Source organism: Micromonospora costi (genome assembly GCF_003626655.1).
Lineage (GTDB): Bacteria > Actinomycetota > Actinomycetes > Mycobacteriales > Micromonosporaceae > Micromonospora > Micromonospora costi.
Map to the genome: position 1 here is coordinate 826662 of NZ_RBAN01000002.1, position 20345 is coordinate 847006.

Annotated in this window: 19 protein-coding genes; 14 read left to right on the top strand and 5 right to left on the bottom strand. The window is 73.9% G+C overall.

Annotation, left to right across the window (positions count from 1 at the left end):
* The first annotated feature begins 69 nt into the window (after positions 1 to 69).
* From D7193_RS14485 to D7193_RS14495, 3 genes are read left to right on the top strand one after another with little or no spacing between them, the layout of a single operon-like run.
* Positions 70 to 429 (top strand): hypothetical protein, encoded by a 360-nt coding sequence (locus D7193_RS14485; RefSeq protein ID WP_147434383.1) that lies wholly within the window; start codon positions 70 to 72, stop codon positions 427 to 429.
* Positions 430 to 448: 19 nt separating this feature from the next.
* Positions 449 to 1918, top strand: a complete 1470-nt coding sequence (locus D7193_RS14490; RefSeq protein ID WP_120779993.1) for a hypothetical protein — start codon at positions 449 to 451, stop codon at positions 1916 to 1918.
* A 40-nt stretch (positions 1919 to 1958) separates the two neighbouring features.
* A complete protein-coding gene (locus tag D7193_RS14495) occupies positions 1959 to 2228 on the top strand; it encodes a hypothetical protein (protein ID WP_120779994.1) in 270 nt (89 codons plus the stop codon).
* Between the two features lie 99 nt (positions 2229 to 2327).
* Here the strand turns inward: D7193_RS14495 and D7193_RS14500 are convergent, their stop codons facing one another.
* Complete coding sequence (locus D7193_RS14500) at positions 2328 to 2708, bottom strand: MerR family transcriptional regulator (RefSeq protein WP_241562985.1); 381 nt, start codon at positions 2706 to 2708, stop codon at positions 2328 to 2330.
* Positions 2709 to 2763: 55 nt separating this feature from the next.
* Between D7193_RS14500 and D7193_RS14505 the strand changes: the two genes are divergently transcribed.
* Positions 2764 to 3762 (top strand): aldo/keto reductase, encoded by a 999-nt coding sequence (locus D7193_RS14505; protein WP_120779996.1) that lies wholly within the window; start codon positions 2764 to 2766, stop codon positions 3760 to 3762.
* Positions 3763 to 3818: 56 nt separating this feature from the next.
* Positions 3819 to 4718 (top strand): TIGR01777 family oxidoreductase, encoded by a 900-nt coding sequence (locus D7193_RS14510; RefSeq protein WP_120780408.1) that lies wholly within the window; start codon positions 3819 to 3821, stop codon positions 4716 to 4718.
* A gap of 138 nt (positions 4719 to 4856) precedes the next feature.
* On the opposite strand, the gene D7193_RS14515 is transcribed toward D7193_RS14510, so the two are convergent.
* A complete protein-coding gene (locus D7193_RS14515) occupies positions 4857 to 6071 on the bottom strand; it encodes an extracellular catalytic domain type 1 short-chain-length polyhydroxyalkanoate depolymerase (RefSeq protein WP_120780409.1) in 1215 nt (404 codons plus the stop codon).
* Positions 6072 to 6269: 198 nt separating this feature from the next.
* Between D7193_RS14515 and D7193_RS14520 the strand changes: the two genes are divergently transcribed.
* The 4 genes from D7193_RS14520 to nadE all read left to right on the top strand — a co-directional run bounded on the left by D7193_RS14520 (position 6270) and on the right by nadE (position 10162).
* Positions 6270 to 8096 carry a DUF6311 domain-containing protein gene (locus D7193_RS14520; RefSeq protein ID WP_120779997.1) on the top strand — a complete coding sequence of 609 codons (1827 nt, stop codon included), beginning with the start codon at positions 6270 to 6272 and terminating at the stop codon, positions 8094 to 8096.
* A 140-nt stretch (positions 8097 to 8236) separates the two neighbouring features.
* The gene (gene lipB / locus D7193_RS14525; protein ID WP_120779998.1) at positions 8237 to 8887 is read left to right on the top strand and encodes a lipoyl(octanoyl) transferase LipB; all 651 of its coding nucleotides are present in this window, start codon (positions 8237 to 8239) and stop codon (positions 8885 to 8887) included.
* Between the two features lie 5 nt (positions 8888 to 8892).
* Entirely contained in the window at positions 8893 to 9285 is a 393-nt protein-coding gene (locus D7193_RS14530; RefSeq protein ID WP_120779999.1) for a VOC family protein, read from the top strand.
* 16 nt (positions 9286 to 9301) lie between these two features.
* Complete coding sequence (gene nadE, locus D7193_RS14535) at positions 9302 to 10162, top strand: ammonia-dependent NAD(+) synthetase (protein WP_120780000.1); 861 nt, start codon at positions 9302 to 9304, stop codon at positions 10160 to 10162.
* A gap of 96 nt (positions 10163 to 10258) precedes the next feature.
* Here the strand turns inward: nadE and aspS are convergent, their stop codons facing one another.
* Positions 10259 to 11545 carry an aspartate--tRNA(Asn) ligase gene (gene aspS, locus D7193_RS14540; RefSeq protein ID WP_120780001.1) on the bottom strand — a complete coding sequence of 429 codons (1287 nt, stop codon included), beginning with the start codon at positions 11543 to 11545 and terminating at the stop codon, positions 10259 to 10261.
* A 350-nt stretch (positions 11546 to 11895) separates the two neighbouring features.
* Here aspS and lipA point away from each other — a divergent pair, with 350 nt between their 5' ends.
* Genes lipA through D7193_RS14560 form a run of 4 tightly spaced genes read left to right on the top strand, consistent with a single transcriptional unit; the run spans position 11896 to position 15515 of the window.
* Entirely contained in the window at positions 11896 to 12945 is a 1050-nt protein-coding gene (lipA, locus tag D7193_RS14545; RefSeq protein WP_174242622.1) for a lipoyl synthase, read from the top strand.
* A 43-nt stretch (positions 12946 to 12988) separates the two neighbouring features.
* Complete coding sequence (locus D7193_RS14550; protein WP_120780003.1) at positions 12989 to 14650, top strand: hypothetical protein; 1662 nt, start codon at positions 12989 to 12991, stop codon at positions 14648 to 14650.
* Between the two features lie 38 nt (positions 14651 to 14688).
* Positions 14689 to 15252: a hypothetical protein gene (locus D7193_RS14555; protein ID WP_120780004.1), complete on the top strand. Its 564-nt coding sequence runs from the start codon at positions 14689 to 14691 to the stop codon at positions 15250 to 15252.
* Positions 15243 to 15515 carry a hypothetical protein gene (locus tag D7193_RS14560; protein WP_147434384.1) on the top strand — a complete coding sequence of 91 codons (273 nt, stop codon included), beginning with the start codon at positions 15243 to 15245 and terminating at the stop codon, positions 15513 to 15515. The genes D7193_RS14555 and D7193_RS14560 overlap by 10 nt, the downstream gene beginning before the upstream one ends.
* A 100-nt stretch (positions 15516 to 15615) precedes the next feature.
* Here the strand turns inward: D7193_RS14560 and D7193_RS14565 are convergent, their stop codons facing one another.
* Both D7193_RS14565 and D7193_RS33450 read right to left on the bottom strand, forming a co-directional pair.
* Entirely contained in the window at positions 15616 to 19023 is a 3408-nt protein-coding gene (locus tag D7193_RS14565) for a helix-turn-helix transcriptional regulator (RefSeq protein ID WP_241562986.1), read from the bottom strand.
* Complete coding sequence (locus D7193_RS33450; RefSeq protein ID WP_120780006.1) at positions 19020 to 19220, bottom strand: hypothetical protein; 201 nt, start codon at positions 19218 to 19220, stop codon at positions 19020 to 19022. Before D7193_RS33450 ends, D7193_RS14565 begins: the two co-directional genes overlap by 4 nt.
* 174 nt (positions 19221 to 19394) lie before the next feature.
* Here D7193_RS33450 and D7193_RS14575 point away from each other — a divergent pair, with 174 nt between their 5' ends.
* Positions 19395 to 20084 carry a DUF4191 domain-containing protein gene (locus tag D7193_RS14575; protein WP_120780007.1) on the top strand — a complete coding sequence of 230 codons (690 nt, stop codon included), beginning with the start codon at positions 19395 to 19397 and terminating at the stop codon, positions 20082 to 20084.
* Positions 20085 to 20345: the final 261 nt, after the last annotated feature.

Below are 20345 nucleotides of genomic sequence, written 5' to 3' on the forward strand. Positions count from 1 at the left end.
CCCGAACGGTCCCTTGACGGTGCCCGCCGCCTCGCCGACATTGAAGGTGTCGTAAAGAGGTGACGCACCGTGAATATCGAGATCGCTCATCCGGCGGATCTCGATCGGGTGGAGACGCTGGTCTCGTGGCTGAAGCGCCCCCATCTCGACCGGGTCACCGTCACCATGCCCGGGCTCGACGCCACTGAGCGTGATCGAGCGGCCAGGACCATCCGCCACCTGTTCAACGACTGCGGCTGCGCCTGGGCGGCGCTGACGTTCGTCGTCGCGGTGACGGTCGCGGTCCTGGCCCGACCGAGCGGCGGCACGGCGATCGCCGTGGCCGCGCTCACCTGTGTCGCGGCGGCCATCGCCGGCAAGCTCCTCGGCCTGGCGTGGAGCCGCCAGCGCCTGCTCGCCCGGCTGCGCGCCCTGCGATCCGCCTCCTGAGTCGAAGGGGCGATCTCTCATGGCACTGGTCTGCACCGAAATCACCGAATGGATCGAGGAAGAGGTCTCCAAGCCGGTCGAGGAGTGGGAGGAGCGGCAGGAGAAACGCTGCAAGGACTACCCCTGGTACGACCCGCGGGGCTGGGTCTGCTGGTTCGTCACCATCCTCGTGAAGGTGATCCGCTGGGTCGTCGTCATCGTCGGCAAGTGGGTGACCCGTACGGTCTGCAAGATCGTCGGGGTGGTCGTCGAGGCGCTCGTGGACATCGTCTCCGGGCTGTGGGACGTGATCGTCGGCATCGTGACGCTCGACTGGCGCCGCATCCTCGACGGGTTGCTGCGGATCGTCATCGGTGGGGTGCTGGGGATCATCCGGCTCGGCCGCATCGTGCTGCTCGGCGACACGATCGACTACATCATCGAGGAGATCAACAAGGAGCGGCTGCGCCGCTACGTACGCGGCCTGCTGGAGGCGAAGTACTCCGGTGACACGCTGAGCCAGATCAAGGAGGCGATCCGTCTCGACCACGGCGCGTTCGGGCTGCGCCTGCACGGGACCGCGTACCGGACGATGCTCGACTCGGAGACGCCGTCACCACGCGAGCCGGGAGTGCCCAACCTGGTGGTGCTGCACGAACAGGGCGCCATCAACCTGCGGGCGCTGTGCGGCTTCGAGTTCCCCGAGGGCTTCTGGAACCGCAAGCGGTACAAGACCCTCAAGAAGGGGACGGTGCTGGGCGGCGGGGGCGGCGGCGAGTTCGACAACCCGATCTCCGCCGACGACCTCGACACGTACCTGCGGACGCGGGGCGCCGAAGGCCCACCGTTCATCGTGCTGCCGATGCGCGACGGGGTGCTGGACTCAAAGGTGTCGACCGCGCGCGAGAAGGGCCGCGAACTGGCGCTCATGCTGGACTTCGACACGGTGATCCGGGAGGTCACCGTGGCCGGTCACATCGTCCACACCGGAGTCCCCAGCACCCAGACGCAGTTCCTGATCGACAAGTTCGATCGCCACGACGCGACGGTGGACCCGGCGCAGGCCACCTCCGACCTCTGCCACCCGATCATGGTGGGCGTGTTCCGCTACACGAACACGCTGCGCGGGCTCGCGAGCACCCTGCACGCCACCCGGTGCGGCCTGGACGCCCACGACGCCTCCGGCGTCACCTTCATCGACAACCTCCCCGACGACATCTGGAAGTACGTGCCGATCCACGAGCTGGGCCACTACGTCGGGTTGTGCCACACCGACGGGGTGGACCGCATCATGTACTCCCCGAAGACCAACAGCTGGTGGCGCGGCTGGGCCATCCCGCGCACCCTGCTGAACGTCTACCTCCAGGGCGAGCCGACGTTCACGTACGACGAGGCGAAGGGCGCGTGGGACTACATCGTGGCGCACTTCGCTCCGCAGTGCCTGGGCGCCCGGCCGATCGTCATCACGGCCCGGCCGGCCGCCGCGGGCCCCGCGGGCGCGGTTGCCTGAGCGGCCGTCCCCGGCCGGCCTGATCGACTCCGTTTCGCCGATGCGGCGGTGTCCCGAAGCACCGGACGCCGCCACATCGGCGATCCGGCGCGGTCACGCCGCGGCACCCTGGCCGTGCGCGCCGGCCCGGCTCGCCCTGGCCCGCGAGTACGCCGGCAGCCGCGTCGCGCTCTGCCTCTACCTCAGCAGCATGCTGCACGACGCGGCCACCGACCTGCACCTGCTCGACCCGCACGGCGCGCCCGGGCCCCGCCAGCTCTTCGACCGGTTCGTCGGCTGGGCGGCCCACCCGCGACCGGCCGTCGACTGACCGCGTTGATCCACTCGACTTCCCTGACGTCGCGGTGTCGACCGGACCGGAACACCCCGCCTTCCAGGAAGCCGAGTGGATCAAGCGGGCCGCGGATCCCTACGGCAGGGCCGTGGCCTCGGCGGGCCCGGTCACCGTCTCGTAGTAGCGGATCTTCTCGCGGAGGTGGTCGTACTGGCGCTGGAGCAGGCGCATCTGCTCCTCGACCCGCGCGGCGTGCTCCTCCAGCAGCGCCTTCCGCTCGGCGGCGGTGTGCTCGCCCTCGCGGGCCAGTTCGGCGTACCGGCACATCTGTGCGATGGGCATCCCGGTGTCCCGCAGGCAGCGGAACAGCACGAGCCAGCCCAGGTCGTCGTCGGTGAAGACCCGCCGGCCTCCCGAGGTGCGGCCGACGCCGCTGAGCAGGCCGATCTTCTCGTAGTAGCGCAGGGTGTCGAGGCTGAAGCCGCTGCGCCGGGCGGCCTCCGAGGGCGCGTACATGCCGTCGAGGCTAGTGCTTGACCTGGAGCGCGCTCCAGGTTGAAGGCTGATGTGCATGACGATGACACGGAGACTGGGCCGCAGCGGCATCGAGGTCAGCGCGATCGGCATGGGCTGCTGGGCCATCGGCGGGCCACTGTGGGGCAAGGGCGGGCAGCCGTTCGGCTGGGGCGAGGTCGACGACGACGAGTCGGTCCGCACCATCCACGCGGCGCTCGACGCCGGTGTGACCCTGTTCGACACCGCGAGCAACTACGGCGCGGGGCACAGCGAGCGGGTCCTCGGTCGGGCGCTCGCCGGCCGCCGCGACCGGGCGGTGATCGCCACCAAGTTCGGCAACCGCGCCGAGGAGGCGACCCGCCAATGGACCGGCACCGACGCCAGCGCGGCGTACGCGGTGCGGAGCCTGGAGGAGTCGCTGCGCCGGCTCGGCACCGACCACGTCGACCTGTACCAGCTGCACATCAACGACCTTCCGGCGCCCGCCGCGCTCGACCTGGTCGGCACGCTGGAGGACCTGGTGACGCAGGGCAAGATCCGGGCGTACGGCTGGAGCACCGACCACCCCGACTCGGCCGAGGCGTTCGCGCAGGCCGGCAAGCACTGCACCGCGATCCAGCACGACCAGTCGGTGCTGCTCGACAACGCCGCGATGCTGGCGGTCTGCGACACGTACGACCTCGCCAGCCTCAACCGGGGGCCCCTCGCGATGGGCCTGCTCACCGGCTCGCAGCGGGCCGTCGGCCGCGACGACGTACGCGGGATGGCGCCGGACTGGCTTGTCTGGTTCACCGACGGACGGCCGACGCCGCAGTGGGCGGAGCGGGTCGAGCAGATCCGCGGCGTGCTCACGGCCGACGGGCGTACCCTCGCGCAGGGCGCGCTGGGATGGCTGCTGGCCCGCAGCCCCCGGACGGTGCCGATCCCCGGGGCGCGCACCGTGGCCCAGGCGGAGGAGAACTTCGCGACGCTCGCGCTCGGCCCGATCGGCGCCGACGCGGTGGCCGAGGTGGAGCGCCTGCTGGCCGACGTGCGGCCGTCCACGGTGAAATGAGCCCGGGGTCCCGGCTCAACGCGTGAGGCCCGCCGCCCGTACCGGAAGATATGAGCATGCGGATCCTCATGGCCGGTGCGTCCGGCTTCCTCGGCACCCGGCTGGCCGCCCGGTTCGCCGCCGACGGGCACCAGGTCACGCGGCTGGTCCGCCGCCCGCCGCGGACGCCGGACGAGCGGCAGTGGAACCCGTCCGCCGCGCAGCTGGACCCGGCCGTGGTGGCCGACGCCGACGCGGTGGTCAACCTGGCCGGCGCGGGCGTGGGTGACCGGCGGTGGAACGCGGAGTACCGGCAGGTCATCCGGTCCAGCCGGGTGGACAGCACGACCACCCTGGCGATCACCATGGCCGGGCTGGCGGCCGAAGACCGGCCGGCGGTGCTGCTCAACGCGTCGGCCGTCGGCTGGTACGGCGACACGGGCGACCGCGCCGTGGAGGAGGACGCGCCGGCCGGCGAGGGATTCCTCGCCGACGTGTGCCGGGTGTGGGAGGCGGCAACCCGGCCGGCCGAGGACGCGGACGTCCGGGTGGTGCGGCTGCGCACCGGCCTGCCGATGCACCGCGACGGCGGGATGCTCAAGCCGCAGCTGCTGCCGATGCGGCTGGGCGTCTCCGGCCGGCTGGGCAGCGGCCGGCAGTGGTGGCCGTGGCTGTCGATGGCCGACTTCCTGGACGCCACCGTGTTCCTGCTGGAGCGGGACGACGTGGCCGGGCCGGTCAACATGGTCGGCCCGGCCCCGGTCACCAACGCCGAGTTCACGAAGGAGCTGGCCCGGCAGCTGCACCGGCCGGCGATCCTGCCGGTTCCGGCGTTGGCGCTGAAGGTCGTGCTCGGCGGTTTCTCCCACGAGACGCTGTCCAGCTCCCGGGTCCTGCCCGGCGTCCTGACCCGGGCCGGCTTCTCCTACCGCTACCCCGACCTACGAAGCGCCCTGCACGCCGCGCTGACGGAGTAGCCCCGCCCGCCCCGGGGCTCTCCCCCGATCTCCCCGGTGATCATGAAGTTATTGCCCTCTACGTCGGCGTGTCGGGGCAATAACTTCATGATCAGGCGAGGGGGGCGGGGGCGCGGCGGACGACGGGGGGCGGGGGGGTCAGCAGCCGACCACCCAGTAGTTGGGGCCCGTCTGCTTGAGCGCGCTGGTGTAGAAGGTGTTGTAGAGGCCCATCCGCTGGTTCGAGCCGTTCGCGTACGCGTACCCGCCGGACTGGTAGGCCCGACCCGCGCTGACGTGGGCGTAGTTGCTCGCGGTCACGCAGGTCGGCGCCGGCGGGGTCGTGGTCGGCGGCGGGGTCGTGGTGGGCGGCGGGTTGGTGGGGTCGGTGCCACCGCCGCCCAGACCGAAGAAAACCGCGTCCCGGTACGTCGAGCAGATGGTGTCGAGGAAGTACGCGCCGGCGGTGCCGCACTGGTCGGCGCCGCTACCCGGGTCGACGGGCGTGCCGTGGCCCATGCCGGAGACCCGGTAGAGGCGGACCTCGTCGTTGCCGTACACCTCCAGGCTCGTGCCGCCGGGCAGGGACGACGTGCTGGTCGGGGTCTGCGAGATGCCGCGGACGTTGGTCCACTGGTCCCGCGACTCGGTGGCGTTGAGCGGGGCGACGGTGTAGTCCGAGGTGCCGTGCCAGATCGCGACGCGCGGCCGGGGGCCGGTGTAGCCGGAGTACGCGCCGCGGACCAGGTCACCCCAGGCGGCGGGGGACTTGTCGGTGCCGGGGGTCATGCAGCTGAACGCGTTGACCATGCTGGTGGCGCAGCGGTACGGGATGCCGGCGATGATGGACCCGGCGGCGAAGACGTCCGGGTAGGTGGCGAGCATGACCGCGCTCATCGCCGCTCCGGCGGAGAGCCCGCTCACGTAGACGCGGCTGCCGTCGACGCCGAAGTTGGTCTTGGCGTGGTCGACCATCTGCTTGATGGACAGCGCCTCGCCCTGGCCGCGCGCGGTGTCCCCGGGCTCGAACCAGTTGAAGCAGGCGTTCGCGTTGTTGCCGGACTTCTGCTCGGCCACGATGAGCGCGAACTTCCACTGGTCGGCGTACTTCTGCCAGCCGGAGTTGGCGAAGTACCCGGAGGCGTTCTGGGTGCAGCCGTGCAGCAGCACCACGGCCGGGGAGTTGGCCGGCAGGTTGTCCGGCCGGTACGCGTACATGGTGAGGTTGCCGGGGTTGGAGCCGAAGCTCGCGACCTGGGTGAGGCTCGCGGCCTGGGCGGGAGTCGCGGCGAGGGTGAGGGCGCCCGCGACGGTGAGGAGGAGCCCGGCGACCACCGCGGTCAGCCGGGTGAGCAGATACGAGGAGCGGCGCACGGCGGCCTCCCGGTTGCGGAATGTGAACTGGGTCACCTGCGAATTGCCGCGACGTTACGTCGCGATGACAGGGCTGTGACATGGGGCACGGCTACACATTCACCATCTCCGTTGTGTTCCCCCGAGTCGGCGACAAGTTGGTGCCCCTCCTCGCATGTATGACCGGCACGTCCAGATCCGATTGGTAACGTCCGCTGCGTGCCGACCTCCCCGTCTGTGGCCGCCGGGCCCGCACCCGCCTCGCCGCCACGCGCCGTCCGGGGGCGCCGGGCCGACCTGATCGTGGTGCTGGCCGCGCTCGCGCTCGCCGTCTGGGTGACCAGCGGAATGTGGCGCGACCCGAACGTCCGGACGATCACGGTCAACTCCAGCGACCAGGCGCTCTTCGAGTGGCTGCTGGCCTTCGGCGGGCACGCGCTGACCCACGGGGAGAACCCGTTCTTCACGCACCTCATCAACGTCCCGGACGGCGTGAACCTCGCGGTCAACACCTCCATCACGGTGTACGCCGTGGTCTTCGCGCCGCTGACGTACCTGGTCGGCCCCCCGGTCACGTTCCTGGTGATCCTCACCCTGAACCTGGCCGCCACCGCTATCGCCTGGTACCTGCTGTTCTCCCGCCAGCTGGTCCGCAGCCGGCTGGCCGCCGGCGTCGGCGGGCTGTTCGTGGCCTACTCCCCCGGCATGGTCTCGCACGCCAACGCCCACCTGAACTGGACCGCCGGGTGGCTGGTGCCGCTGCTGATCTGGCGGCTGTTCGCGCTGCGCCGGCCGGAACACTGGCTACGCGACGGCATCGTGCTCGGCGTCCTCGTGGCGGTCGCGTTCTCCATCGCCGCCGAGGGGCTGTTCTTCACGGCCCTCGCGCTCGGCGTCTTCCTCGTCGTCTGGGCGGTGCACCCGGCACGCCGGGCGGAGGCGCGGGCCGCCCTGCCGACCTTCCTGCGCGGGCTCGCGATCACCGCCGTGGTGGCCGGGGCGCTGCTGGCGTACCCGCTGTGGCTGCACTTCGCCGGCCCCCAGCGCTTCCACGGCACCGGCTTCGACCCGGTGGTCCACTCGGAGGACATCGCCGCGTTCGGCGCGTTCCCCCGCCGGTCCCTGGCCGGCCAGGCCGGGCTGGGCACCTCGCTCGCGCCCAACCCCACCGAGGAGAACTCGTTCTTCGGGCTGCCGCTGCTGCTCCTGTCCGTGGTCTGCTTCGTGGCGCTCTTTCGACGGGCCGACCCGGGCCGCCGAGCCACCCTCTGGGCGCTGGGTGTCACCGCGGTGATCTTCAGCGTGCTGTCCTGGGGGCCGGTCGCCAAGGTCGACGGGAGGCGCACCGACGTGCCCATGCCGTTCGACCTGCTCGGGCACCTGCCGGTGGTGAACGCCGCGCTGCCCGCCCGCCTCGCGCTGGTGGTGGCGCCGCTGATCGGCCTGCTGCTCGCGTTCATGGTCGACCGCCTGCGCACCCACCCGCCGCGGCACCGCTCCACCGAGGCGGCCTGGGCGCTCGGCTTCGTGGTCGCGTTGCTGCCGCTCGTGCCCACGCCGCTGCTCACCGACGAGCGGGAACCGATCCCCCGGTTCATCACGGCCGGCACCTGGCGGGACTACGTGTCCCCGGGCGAGGTGCTCACCCCGGTCCCGGTGGCCGTGGACGTCTATCCGGACGGCCAGCGCTGGCAGGCGTACGCTCTGGCCCACCGGCAGGGCGAGTTCCGCATCCCGGCCGGGTTCTTCCTCGGCCCCGGCGGCCCGGACGGCCGGGGCCGCATCGGGCCCGTGCCGCGCACGTTCAGCGCGCTCATGGACCAGGCCGGCCGGACGGGGCTGGTGCCCATCGTCACGGACGGCACGATCCGGGAGGTCCGGGCAGACCTCGCGTACTGGCGGGTCGAGGCGGTGGTGCTGCCCGACCAGGTGCACGGCGCGAAGTTCGAGGTCGACGAGGACGCCGTCCGGCGTACGGCGACCGCGCTGCTGGGCCGGCCGGAGCGGGTCGACGACGTGTGGCTCTGGCGGGTCCCCCGCTCCTGACGGGCCGTCCGCACGAGGCCCGGCCGCCGGCCGACCCCCGGCCCGCCGCCGGCCGGGCCCCACTCGGCGCCGGCACGGCGGCGCACCGGTGAGGCGGCTCACCAGCGCTTCCGGCCCGCCACGGGACTACGCTGAACGGCGTGAGCACGACGACCTCCCCCGGCCTCACGGCCGTCCGCGCCGGTGTCCTCGACTACCAGGCCGCCTGGGATGAGCAGCGCCGGTTGCACGAGTCGGTGGTGGCCGGCGAGCAGGGCGACACCGTCCTGCTGCTGGAGCACCCGAGCGTCTACACGGCCGGCAAGCGCACCGAACCCTGGGACCGGCCGATGGACGGCACCCCGGTCATCGACGTCGACCGGGGTGGCAAGATCACCTGGCACGGCCCCGGCCAGCTCGTCGGCTACCCGATCGTGCGGCTGCCCGACCCCGTCGACGTGGTCGCCTACGTCCGGCGCACCGAGCAGATGCTGATCGACGTCTGCGCCGAGTTCGGGTTGACCGCCGGCCGGGTCGAGGGCCGCAGCGGGGTGTGGGTGCCCGAGGACGACCGGGGGCCGGCCCGCAAGGTCGCAGCGATCGGCATCCGGGTGGCCCGCGGCGTGACCCTGCACGGGTTCTCGATCAACTGCGACTGTGACCTCACGTACTTCGACCGGATCGTGCCGTGCGGCATCCGTGACGCCGGCACCACGTCCCTCACCGCCGAGCTGGGCCGCCCGGTCACCGTCGCCGACGTGCTGCCCGTCGTGGAGCGGCACCTGCCCACCCTCACGGCCGTCGAGTCCTGACCCGGATGCAGATCGACCTCGTCACCATCGTGGTCGCCGAGTACGACCCGGCGATCGCCTTCTTCACCGAGGTTCTCGGCTTCGAGCTGGCCGAGGACGAGCCGTCGCTCACCAACGACGGCCGCCCCAAGCGCTGGGTGGTGGTCCGCCCGCCCGGTGCCCAGACCGGTCTGCTCCTCGCCCGGGCCGACGGGAACGAGCAGGCCGCCGCTATCGGCAACCAGGTCGCCGGGCGGGTCGGCTTCTTCCTGCGGGTGGACGACTTCGACGCCACGTACCGCCGCATGGTGGACGCCGGCGTCGAGTTCGTCCGGCCGCCGCGCACCGAGGCGTACGGCACGGTCGCCGTCTTCCGCGACATCGCCGGCAACCGCTGGGACCTGCTGGGCCCCGCCTGACACCGAAGGGATCCCCGTGACCGAAGCGCTGACGACGCAGCAGCGGATCGCCGCCGACCTCCAGGTGTCGCCGGTCTTCGACGCCGCCGCCGAGATCGAACGCCGGGTGGTCTTCCTCGCCGACCGCCTGGTCGACACCGGGCTGTCCGCGCTGGTGCTCGGCATCAGCGGCGGGGTGGACTCCACCACCGCGGGTCGCCTCTGCCAGCTCGCGGTCGAACGGGCCCGCGACGCCGGTCACCCGGCGACGTTCGTGGCCATGCGGCTGCCGTACGGCGTGCAGGCCGACGAGTACCACGCCCAGGCGGCGCTGGCGTTCATCCGGCCCGACCGGGTGCTCACGGTCGACGTGAAGCCCGCCAGCGACGCCGCGCTCGACGCGTTGGTCGCGGGTGGGCTGACCTTCCGCGACGCCGCCCAGCAGGATTTCGTGCACGGCAACGTCAAGGCCCGGCAGCGCATGATCGCCCAGTACGCGGTGGCCGGCGCGCTGGGCGGCCTGGTGGTCGGCACCGACCACGCGGCCGAGGCGGTCACCGGCTTCTTCACCAAGCACGGCGACGGGGCGGCGGACGTCGTACCGCTCACCGGGCTGACCAAGCGGCGGGTGCGGGCCATCGCCGCGACGCTCGGCGCCCCCGCCGACCTGGTCGGCAAGGCGCCCACGGCCGACTTGGAGAGCCTGGCCCCGGGCAAGCTCGACGAGGACGCGCTCGGCCTCGCGTACGAGCACATCGACGAGTACCTGGAGGGCGGGTCCGTCCCGGTCGAGGTGGAGGAGGCGCTGGTCGCCCGGTACCGGGCCACCGAGCACAAGCGCTGCCTGCCCGTCGCGCCCGCGGGGGTCGTCACCCCTCTCGCCCCCGCCAACCGCTGACGATCCGCCGCCACGGCGGAACAACGGCGCAGACCCGCGGCCGGGTACCCCTCGCCGACGGCGAGGGGTACCCGGATGCCGGACGCGATCACCCGGTCAGGGTGTGAGGCGGTGCAGGTCCCGTGGGAACGCGGTGACCTCACGGACGTTGGCCGCGCCGGTCAGGCGGGCGACGAAACGCTCCAGGCCGATGGCGAAACCGCCGTGCGGCGGCATCCCGTGCCGGAACGCGTCCAGGTAGCCCGCGTACGGCTCGACCGGCTCGCCCCGCTGCGCGAGCGCGGCCAGGTAGTCGGCGTGCCGGTGCAGCCGCTGACCGCCGGTGACCAGCTCCACCCCACGGAAGAGCAGGTCGAAGCCGTTGCTGTAGCCGGGCCGGGCCGGGTCCGGGTGGGTGTAGAACGGGCGCTTCGCCATCGGGTACCCGGTGACGAAGAGGAAGTCCGACCCGTGCTCGCGCTGCGCCCACGCACCAAGCGCGCGCTCGTGTGCCGGGGCGAGGTCGGGCTCGTCGGCCGGCGCGCCCGCGATCTTCAACGCCTCGGTGAAGTGCACCGCCGGGATCTCCGCGGGCACCGCCGGGAGCGGAAGCCCCAGCGTCGCCACCGCGCCCGCGGCCCGCTCCGCGACGCTGTCCAGCATCGCGGCGACGACGTCCCGCAGCACGCGCATCACGTCGCGGTGGTCGGCGACGAAACCCAACTCGGCGTCGAGCGACGTGTACTGGGCGAGGTGCCGGACGGTGTCGTGCGGCTCGGCCCGGAAGACCGGCCCCACCTCGTACACCCGCTCGAAGACGCCCACCATGAGCTGCTTGTAGAACTGGGGCGACTGCGCCAGGTACGCGGGCCGGCCGAACCAGTCCAGCGCGAACACGTTCGCGCCGGACTCGGTGGACGAGCTGACCACCTTCGGCGTGTGGATCTCGACGAAGTCCCGGGCGTCGAGTGCGGCCCGGAAGCCGGCCACGCCGGCCGCCGAGACGCGCAGCGCCGCCGACCGCAGCGGATGCCGCAGCGCGACCGGGGCGTTGTCGAGCTGGGTGGGCAGGCTCGCGGTGAGCGCCGGCCGGTAGAGGTCGAACGGCGGCGGCACCGCGGGCGGGCCGAGCGGACGTACCACCGGGTCGGTCAGCTCGACCCCGGCGGGCGCCACGTCGTTCGCGACCACCGTGCCGGTGACCTCGACGACGGTCTCCTCGGTGAGCGCCTCGACCTGCGCGCGCACGGCCGGGTCGGTCACCACCACCTGGGACAGGCCCGCGGCGTCCCGCACGATCAGGAACGTCACGGCCTTGAGCAGCCGACGGCGGTGCACCCAGCCGGCGATCCGGACGGTCCGGCCGACGTGGGTGGGGAGCTGCTGGGAAAGGATGCGTTGCACGGCGTACCTCCTCTGTCGATCGCAACGCGATCCCGGGAGGCGCGGGCGAGCGGGTCCTCGCGGTGCCACCGCACCTTCGCCCCCGCGCAGGCGGGGGCCTCGTTCGTCGCCCGTGACGTGGGCCAGACGGCGGGCTCTACTGGGCGCACGGCCGTTCCTCCCGCTGCTCGGGAGGGTCTTCACGGGCCGTCGCCAGACCGCCTCTCAGCACGTCGGCGGCTCTCTGCACTGGCGGGTCGGGCCGCTACTCGGCTCCGTCATCGCAGTTGCCGGGGACGATAGCAGCGATCACCCCCGGCTGTAACGGAGTTTTGTCCGGTCCGGTGTCCGGCGTCACAAGGTCCGGGGACGTGACGCCGGTCGCCCGACGTACATCGACAGCCGCCGTCCGGCGTAGGCTCGGTTTCGTGACGATCGAGCACTCCGCGCCGACGACCGGCCAGGCCGCGCGTACCGCGACGCCCGCCCCCGAGGGGCGGCGCATGCTGCGGATCGAGGCCCGCAACGCCGAGACGCCGATCGAGCGCAAACCGCCGTGGATCAAGGTCAAGGCCAAGATGGGCCCGGAGTACACCCAGCTGCGCGGGCTCGTCTCGCGCGAGGGGCTGCACACCGTCTGCCAGGAGGCTGGCTGCCCCAACATCTACGAATGCTGGGAGGACCGGGAGGCCACCTTCCTCATCGGTGGCGACCAGTGCACCCGGCGCTGCGACTTCTGCCAGATCGACACCGGCAAGCCGGCCGAGTTCGACGCCGACGAGCCCCGCCGGGTCGCCGAGTCGGTCGCCGCGATGGGCCTGCGCTACGCCACCATCACCGGTGTGGCCCGCGACGACCTGCCCGACGGCGGCGCCTGGCTGTACGCCGAGACGGTCCGGCAGATCCACGCCCTGCAGTCCGGCTGCGGCGTCGAGCTGCTGATCCCCGACTTCAACGCGGTGCCCGAGCAGCTCGCCGAGGTGTTCGGCGCCCGCCCCGAGGTGCTCGCGCACAACGTCGAGACCGTGCCGCGGATCTTCAAGCGGATCCGCCCCGGTTTCCGCTACGAGCGGTCCCTCGACGTGATCCGGCAGGCCCGCGCGGCCGGCCTGGTCACCAAGAGCAACCTGATCCTGGGCATGGGCGAGGAGCGGAGCGAAGTGTCGCAGGCGCTCCGCGACCTGCACGAGGCGGGCTGCGAGCTGATCACCATCACCCAGTACCTGCGCCCGAGCCCCCGCCACCACCCCGTCGAGCGGTGGGTCAAGCCGGAGGAGTTCGTCGAGCTGCGCGAGGAGGCCGAGGAGATCGGCTTCGCCGGGGTGATGAGCGGGCCGCTGGTGCGCTCCTCGTACCGCGCCGGCCGCCTCTACCGCCAGGCCCTCGACGCCCGCGACGGCAGCGCCGTCACCGCCGGCTGACCCGCTGCGCCGCCGGCCGGCGGCCGGGTGCCATGATCTGGCGATGACCGCCGGCGTACGCCACGAGCCCACCGGCGCGCCCTGGGCGCTGCCGGTCTCCGCGCGTGCCCGGCTGGTCGGCGTGTTCACCGCCCTGGCCCTGCTGGCCGGGGTCGGCTACCGGCTCGCCCTGCTGGCCTGGGACGCCCCGCCCACGAACAGCGACGAGGCCACCATGGGGCTGGCCGCGTTGCACATCGCCCGGGGGCAGGACTTCCCCGTCTGGTTCTACGGCCAGACGTACATGGGGACGCTGGAGGCGTACCTCGCCGCACCGGTGCTCGCGCTGACCGGGCCGTCCGTGCTGGGGCTGCGCCTGCCCACGCTGGCGCTGTACGCGCTGTTCGTGGTGCTCGCCTGGCGGTTGACGGTGCGCCTCGCCGGCGACCGGTGGTTCGCGCTGCTGGTCGTCGTGCTGCTGGCGCTCGGCTCGGACCGGATCGTCAAGAACCAGCTCATCGCGGGCGGCGGCTACCCCGAGATGAGTCCCGCCGCGGCCGCGCTCGCCCTGCTCGCGTACGACCTCTGCGCCGGCCGCCCGCGCCGCCGGCTGCCGCGCTGGGCGGCGTGGGGGTTCGTCGCCGGGCTCATGCTCTGGGTGGACCCGCTCATCCTGCCGTACGTGGCGGGCACCGGCGCCGTGCTGCTCGGCTTCCGGTGGCGGGAGCTGCGCGGCCGCGCCGGAGTGACGCTCGGTCTCGCGGCCCTGGCCGGCGCGGCGCCCCTGCTCGGGCACAGCCTGGCGACCGGGCGCAGCCCGCTGTCCGCCGTACTCGCCGCCGCGAACAGCGGCGCGGAGGACCCGGCCGGTTGGGCCGACCGGCTGCACGGCGGCCTGCTGCTCGGCCCGCCCCTGGGGATGGGCCTCTGCTCGCCGAGCCACTGCGCGACCTGGCAGCTCTGGTGGGCGCTCGCCCTACCCGTGCTGCTCGTCCTCGGCGCGGTGACCGCCTGGAACGCGCTGCGCGCCCGGTCGTCCGATCCCGGCCGGGCCACCGGGCCCGGCGCGGACGGCCGGGCAGCCGGGGCGGTGCGGCTCGCGGACGATCGGGTGGCCGGGGCGGTCCGGCTCGCGCTCGTGGCGGCCGCGGCGGCGACCCTGGCCGCGTACACGCTGAGCAGCGCGGCGGGGCGGACCCCGGTGGAGAGTTCCCGCTACCTGTCCTGCCTGCTCGTCTCCCTGCCGGCGCTGCTCTGGCCGCTGTGGCGCGCCGCGACGTCCCGGGCGGCCGCCCGGGGTGCCACCGCCACCGTCCTGGCGGTCGCCGTCCTCGCCGCGACCGTGGCCGGCAACGGCTACGCGACCTACCGCGCGGCCGGCACCGCGCCCGCCGCCCGGGCCGCCGAGGCCCGGCACGCCGACCTCGTCGACACGCTGCGGGGGCTCGGCGTCCGGCACGTCCGGGCCGGCTACTGGACCTGCAACCGGCTCACCTTCGCCAGCGGCGAGGACGTCGTCTGCGCGGTGGTGGACGACGACCTGAGCCCCGGCTTCGACCGGTACGCCCCGTACCGGCGGGCGGTCGCGGCCGCGGCGGCGCCGGCCTGGGTCGCCCCTGCCGGCTCCCCGCTGGCGTCCCGGTTGGACGACCGGATGCGTGCCACCCCCGGCAGCCTCGACCTGATCACCATCGACGGCTACCGCATCTACCTGCCCCTCGGCTGACCGTCCCGCTCATTGACGGCCATGTCCACACTGGTGCCGTGGTGTCGTGGGGCTGGGTCCGGTTCACCGTGCTGGCCCTCTGCGTCCTGATGGCCGCCGAGGTCGGTCTACGGCGGGCCTGGGCGGACGTCACCGTCAACCCACCGGGGCCGCCCCCGGTCTGCCAGCTCATCCGCCCCGAGGTGTTCGACGTTCTCGTACCGAACCGCGGGCCGCTGGAGGCCGAGGGCGAGGAGGGGAGCACCGCCGGGACCCGCTCCAACACCTGCGAGGCCGAGAGCCGATCCGCCGTGGACGGCGCGCGAGCCTCGCTCTGGGTCGCGTTGGTCCACATCGGCCGGCACGACGGCCGAGGCCCGGAGTGCATCCGGCGGGAAGGGTCGCTGTTGCAACCCATCAACCGCACCAACCACCGCGTCGCACTCGGCGACGGCGGCTCCTACTACTTCGAGAGCGCCTCCGACGCCGCCCGGACCGTCCACCTCAGCGCCTGCCTGGGCACCTATCTCGTCTACGTCCGGTACGAAACGGTCGGCGCCACCGAGCCGGCGGTCGTCGACGGGGCCACCGCCGTCGCCCAGGAGGTGCTGTCGTGGTTGTGATCGGCCCTCCCTGGCCGTTCGGGGCGAAGGGTGGTCTCCGGAACGGGCTGCCACCGGGCCCACCCGTCGACCGCCGGGCACTCCTGCGGAGCTGGCTGCTCGTTCTCGCGGCCCTGGTGCTCGTGATCATGGCCGGGATCTTCGGGTCACAACTCGGCCGGCTCGCGGCGCCCACCCTCGTACGCTGGCAGATCGATTACATCGATTCGCGCAACGAGCCCCCACCGCTGCCCGCACTGCCGCAGTCGCCGTTCGCCCGCTGACCCGGCGGTCGCCCGCTGACCCGCCGGTCACCGGCTGACCCGGCGGTCGTCCGCTGACACGGCGGTCGTCCGCTGACACGGCGGTCGCGGTGCCGGGCGGTCAGCGGGGAGCGGGGTCGGCCAGCAGGTTGAGCCGATGGGCGAGGGCGGCCGCCTCGACCCGGTTGGTGACGTCGAGTTTCGCGATGATCCGGGAGACGTGGACGCTGGCGGTCTTCGGCGAGATGAAGAGCCGCTCGGCGATGCGGCTGTTGCTGTGTCCCTCGGCGACCAGCCGCAGCACCTCCCGCTCCCGATCGGTCAGCAGGTCGGCGCCCGGCCGGCCGCGGGCCGCGCCGCGCAGGCCGACCCGGCGGGCCAGGGTGGCGGCCTGCTCGGCGAGCGGCACCGCACCGAGCGCGTCGGCGATCGCGGCCGCCTCCTGCACGGCCTCGGCCACCTCGTCCCGCTCCCCCGCCAGCGCCGCCGCCTCGGCGAGCGACAGCAACGCCCGCCCCAACGGATAGGGCTGGCCGCCCTCCCGCCACGCCCCGACGGCCGTACGCCAGTCGCCCAGCGGGTCGGCCGTGGGAGCCACGGTCGCGCGCACCTCGGCGGCGTACGCCCGCTCGACCGGAAACCGCACCGGGACCGTCGCGGCCAGCGCCGCCACCCGGGCCGTGAGCCCCTCGTCGTCGAGGTGCCGGGCGGCCCGGGCGAGGACGCCCAGCAGCGGCCAGCCGTACCGCGGGCAGGTGGCCACCGCGTCGTCGGCCAGCGTGGCCTCCGCCGCGCGGCGCGCCTCCACCCGGTCGTCGGCGGCGAGCGCCGCCTCCAGCCGCAGCTCCTGGACGGGCAGCCGCTGGTGCGGGTGCAGGTAGGGGCGGGTCAGGAAGCTCAACGCCCGGCCCACCGTCTCGTCCGCCGCGGGATCCTGGCGGGCCAGCCGCAGCCCGGCCCGGAGCTGGAGCCAGTGCAGCCCGGTGACGCCGGGCGGGTCGATGCGGGCCGCCTCGGCGCACACCTCCTCGGCCTCGGCCCACCGGCCCAGCGCGATCAACGCCTCGGCCCGGTTCGAGAGCAGGTACGCGCCCGTGGAACGGCTGATGCCGACCCGGCGGGCCTCGCTCACCCCGTCCGCGGCGGCCTGCGCGGACTCCTCGTACCGGCCCCGCTCGAAGAGCACGTCGGACAGGTGGACCAGCGCGCTCACCAGCGCCGGGACGTTACCGGCCGCCCGGGCCGCTGCCTCGGTGCGGCGCAGCTCGGCCAACCCCAGGTCGGACGAGTCGTCGCGGCGGCACAGCACCGTCAGCTGGGTGGGCAGCAGCGTGGCGTCCACACCGGCCGCCTCGGCCGCGGCCAGCACCTCGACGGCCGTGCGGACGCCGTCCACCGGGTCGATCCGGGCCAGTTGGGCGGCGACGTCCGCGAGCAGCTTCAGCCGCTCCGGCCCGTCCGGCACGACCGTCGCGAGCCGGTACGCCTCCCGCAGGTCCGCGAGCCCGTCGCTCTTGCCGAGCATGGCCATCATCCGGGCGCGCCGGTGCAGCAGGTGCGCCTTGCGCAGCGGCTCCACCGTGCCGTCGACCTCGGCCAGCGCCGCCCGGGCCAGGGTGAGCGCGCGCGCGTAGTCGCCGGCCGTGATGGCGGCGGCCAGCGTCTCCTCCAGCACCGCGAGGTGGTCCATGCCGAGCCGGTCGGCCGCGTCGGGCACCAGCTCCCACAGCTCCAGCACCCGTTCCAGCAGCCGGCTCTGCTCCGCGTACGCGTACCGGTCGGCGGCCGCGCACGCGGCCGCGCGGGCGCTCACGAGGGCGCGCGGGTGGTCGTGCGCCGCGTACCAGTGATGGGCGATCTCGGCCGGCGCCCGGCCCGCGGCGACCAGGTGCGGCTGGGCCTCGATGGCCGCGGCGAACCGGGCGTGCAGCCGCGCGTGCTCGCCGGGGAGCAACTCGTCGTGCACGGCCTCCCGCACCAGCGCGTGGCGGAACTCGTAGTCGCCGTCCGGATCGGCCACCACCAGCTGCGCGGCGACCGCGGCGCGCAGCGCGTCCTCCAGCTCGGGCTCGGGCAGCCCGGCCACCTCGGCGAGCAGCTGGTGGGCGAAGCGGGTACCGCCGGCGGCGGCGATCCGCAGCACCCGCTGCGCCGGGTCGGGCAGCCGGTCGACGCGGGCGAGCAGCAGGTCGCGCAGGGTGTCCGGCAGGGCGGCGCAGCCGATCGGGTCGCCGGCCGCGGCCAGCTCCTCGATGAAGAACGGGTTGCCCTGCGTACGGTCGTGGATGTCGTCGACGGCGCGGGCGGCCGGCTCGGCGCCCAGCAGATCCGCCAGGATCGCCCCGGTGCCGTCGCGGTCCAGGCGTGCCAGTTCGAGCCGCTCGACGCCCCGGGCGCGGTCCAGCTCGGCGAGGAAGGGGCGCAGCGGGTGGCCGCGCTGCAACTCGTCCGTACGGTAGGTGCAGGTCAGCAGCAGCCGGCCCGGGCGGGCCGCGCGCACCAGGAATCCGATCAGATCGCGGGTGGACCGGTCCGCCCAGTGCAGGTCCTCGATCACCAGCACCAGCGGCCGCGCATCGGCGAGCCGCTGGAACAGGTCGGCCACCAGGTCGAACAGGTAGCCGCGGGGGGCGTCGGAGAGCGGCATCACGGCCGCCGTGCCGGCTCCGGACGGCACCCGGGCCAACTCCGGCAGGAGGCGGGCGAACTCCGCCTCGTACCCGGCGAACACCTCCGCGCCGTCGCGGCGCAGCACCTCGCGCAACGCGGCGGCGAACGGGGCGAACGGCAGGCCGGCCTCACCGAGCTCCAGGCACTGGCCGACCAGCACCCGCGAACCCGTGTCGGTGGCGACCCGCCCGAACTCCTCCAGCAACCGGGTCTTGCCCACGCCCGCCTCGCCGCCGACGAGGACGGTGGCGGGCTCCCCGGCCCGGGCCCGGCCCAATGCGTCGCGCAGGGCCGCGAGCTCACGCTGGCGACCGACGAGGACGGTGCTGGCGGCGCGTACGGTCACGGCATCGAGCATGCCACGCGCGGCGCCGGCACCGTGCCCGCCGGTTCCCCGCGCGGCGCCCGGGCCGGCGCCGTCGCTGCCGGCCGGGCCGTTGCCGCCGTTTCTCCCGGCGGCGGCCGGGGCGAATTCATCCCTGCCGGTGCCGGGCCGGGCGGGGTCCTTCCTGCCGGCGCCGGCCGGGGTGGGGTCGTCCCCGCCAGCGCCGGTCTCGGCCCGGTCGTCCTTGCCGGCGCCGACCTCGGCCCGGTCGTTCCTGCCGGCGCCGGTCGCGGCCGGGTCGTTCCTGCCGGCGCCGACCTCGGCCCGGTCGTTCCTGCCGGCGCCGGTCGCGGCCGGGTCGTTCCTGCCGGCGCCGGTCGCGGCCGGGTCGTTCCTGCCGGCGCCGGTCGCGGCCGGGTCGTTCCTGCCGGCGCCGGGCGGGGCGCCCGGGCCGGCGCCGCTGTCGCGGTGTGTCCCGGCGGCGGCCGGCGGTGTGGCCGGGCCGCTGCTCGCCGCGACGGCCGGGGCGGTCACCGGCGGGCGTCTCCGGTACGGCCGGCGTGGTGCCGGCGGCCGAACCAGTCACGGGCGTGCCGGCGCGCCAGCGACCGGGCGAGCCGGTCGGCGGCCGCCTCGGCGCGCAGCTCGGCGGCGTGGCTGCGGTGTAGCGAGAGAAGAAACTCTGCGTCGTTGCCGAACATCTCGGGCTCCTGTCGTGCGGTCGTGGTCATCTGCTGACATCGACTCTTCGCCCGAAGGTGCCGCCGGGGCATGGGTACGCCGCCCGATCTTCGCCCGCCACCCCCTCCTTACCTACGGCGGCGGGGCGCCCCGGGCCGCGTAAGGTACTCAGCCACCCCGGCCGCGGATCAACGGGGGCGACGGTGACCACTAGACTCTTCGGCATGGCAAAGCCCCAGGAGAAGGTCTCGTTCGGCCAGCGGCTGAAGCAGATCGGGATGGTGTTCCAGTTCACCGCCAAGCAGGACCGGTGGTTCGCGCCACTGACCGCGGCCGCGGTGCTGATCCCGCTCGCGCTCACCGTGGTCGCAGTGATCCTCTGGAGCTGGATCTGGCTGCCCATCGGCATCCTGCTCACGCTGCTCGCGGTGCTGATCGTGCTCAACCTGCGCTCCAACAAGGCGATGATGAACGCCGCCGAGGGGCAGCCGGGCGCGGCGGCGCAGATACTGGAGAGCATGCGGGGCGACTGGCGGGTGACCCCGGCCGTCAGCTCCACGACCCAGATGGACATGGTCCATCTGGTCGTCGGCCGGCCCGGTGTGATCCTGCTGGCCGAGGGGAACGCGCAGCGGGTACGCGGCCTGCTCGGCCAGGAGAAGCGTCGCCTCGCCAAGGTCATCGGCTCGGCACCGCTGCACGACTACGTGATCGGCCAGGGCGAGGGCGAGCTGCCGATCCGCAAGCTGCGGATGACCATCATGCGGCTGCCGCGCACCCTCAGCGGCAAGGACGTCAACGCGCTCGACAAGCGCCTCAAGGCGCTCAGCGCCCGGCCGCAGCTGCCCAAGGGCGCCATCCCCAAGAACATGCGGCCGCCGCGGGGCGCGTTCCGGCAGATGCGAGGCCGCTGACCCCCATCGCGTACGCGAAGAGCCGGACCCGTCGGGCCCGGCTCTTCACGTCTGCCCAACCCGTCCCGGCGTCCCCGCGTTCCCCGCGCCGCCCCGCCCTGCCCTGCCCTGCCTCCGCGATCTTGCACTTTCGGCGCCTGGTTCGCGGCTTATGCCCCCTATACCGGGGCACAAAGTGCAAGATCGGCGCGCAGGAGAGCGCGACGCTCACGGGCGGAGGCCGCGCACCAGCCCTAACCTCCGCGATCTTGCACTTTCGGC

Excerpts from the sequence above, each read along its gene's own strand:
- D7193_RS14490 (WP_120779993.1), top strand. The coding sequence starts at position 449 with ATGGCACTGGTCTGCACCGAAATCACCGAATGGATCGAGGAAGAGGTC.
- D7193_RS14495 (WP_120779994.1), top strand. The coding sequence starts at position 1,959 with ATGCGGCGGTGTCCCGAAGCACCGGACGCCGCCACATCGGCGATCCGG.
- D7193_RS14500 (WP_241562985.1), bottom strand. The coding sequence starts at position 2,708 with ATGTACGCGCCCTCGGAGGCCGCCCGGCGCAGCGGCTTCAGCCTCGAC.
- D7193_RS14505 (WP_120779996.1), top strand. The coding sequence starts at position 2,764 with ATGACGATGACACGGAGACTGGGCCGCAGCGGCATCGAGGTCAGCGCG.
- D7193_RS14510 (WP_120780408.1), top strand. The coding sequence starts at position 3,819 with ATGCGGATCCTCATGGCCGGTGCGTCCGGCTTCCTCGGCACCCGGCTG.
- D7193_RS14530 (WP_120779999.1), top strand. The coding sequence starts at position 8,893 with ATGCAGATCGACCTCGTCACCATCGTGGTCGCCGAGTACGACCCGGCG.
- D7193_RS14550 (WP_120780003.1), top strand. The coding sequence starts at position 12,989 with ATGACCGCCGGCGTACGCCACGAGCCCACCGGCGCGCCCTGGGCGCTG.
- D7193_RS33450 (WP_120780006.1), bottom strand. The coding sequence starts at position 19,220 with ATGACCACGACCGCACGACAGGAGCCCGAGATGTTCGGCAACGACGCA.
- D7193_RS14575 (WP_120780007.1), top strand. The coding sequence starts at position 19,395 with ATGGCAAAGCCCCAGGAGAAGGTCTCGTTCGGCCAGCGGCTGAAGCAG.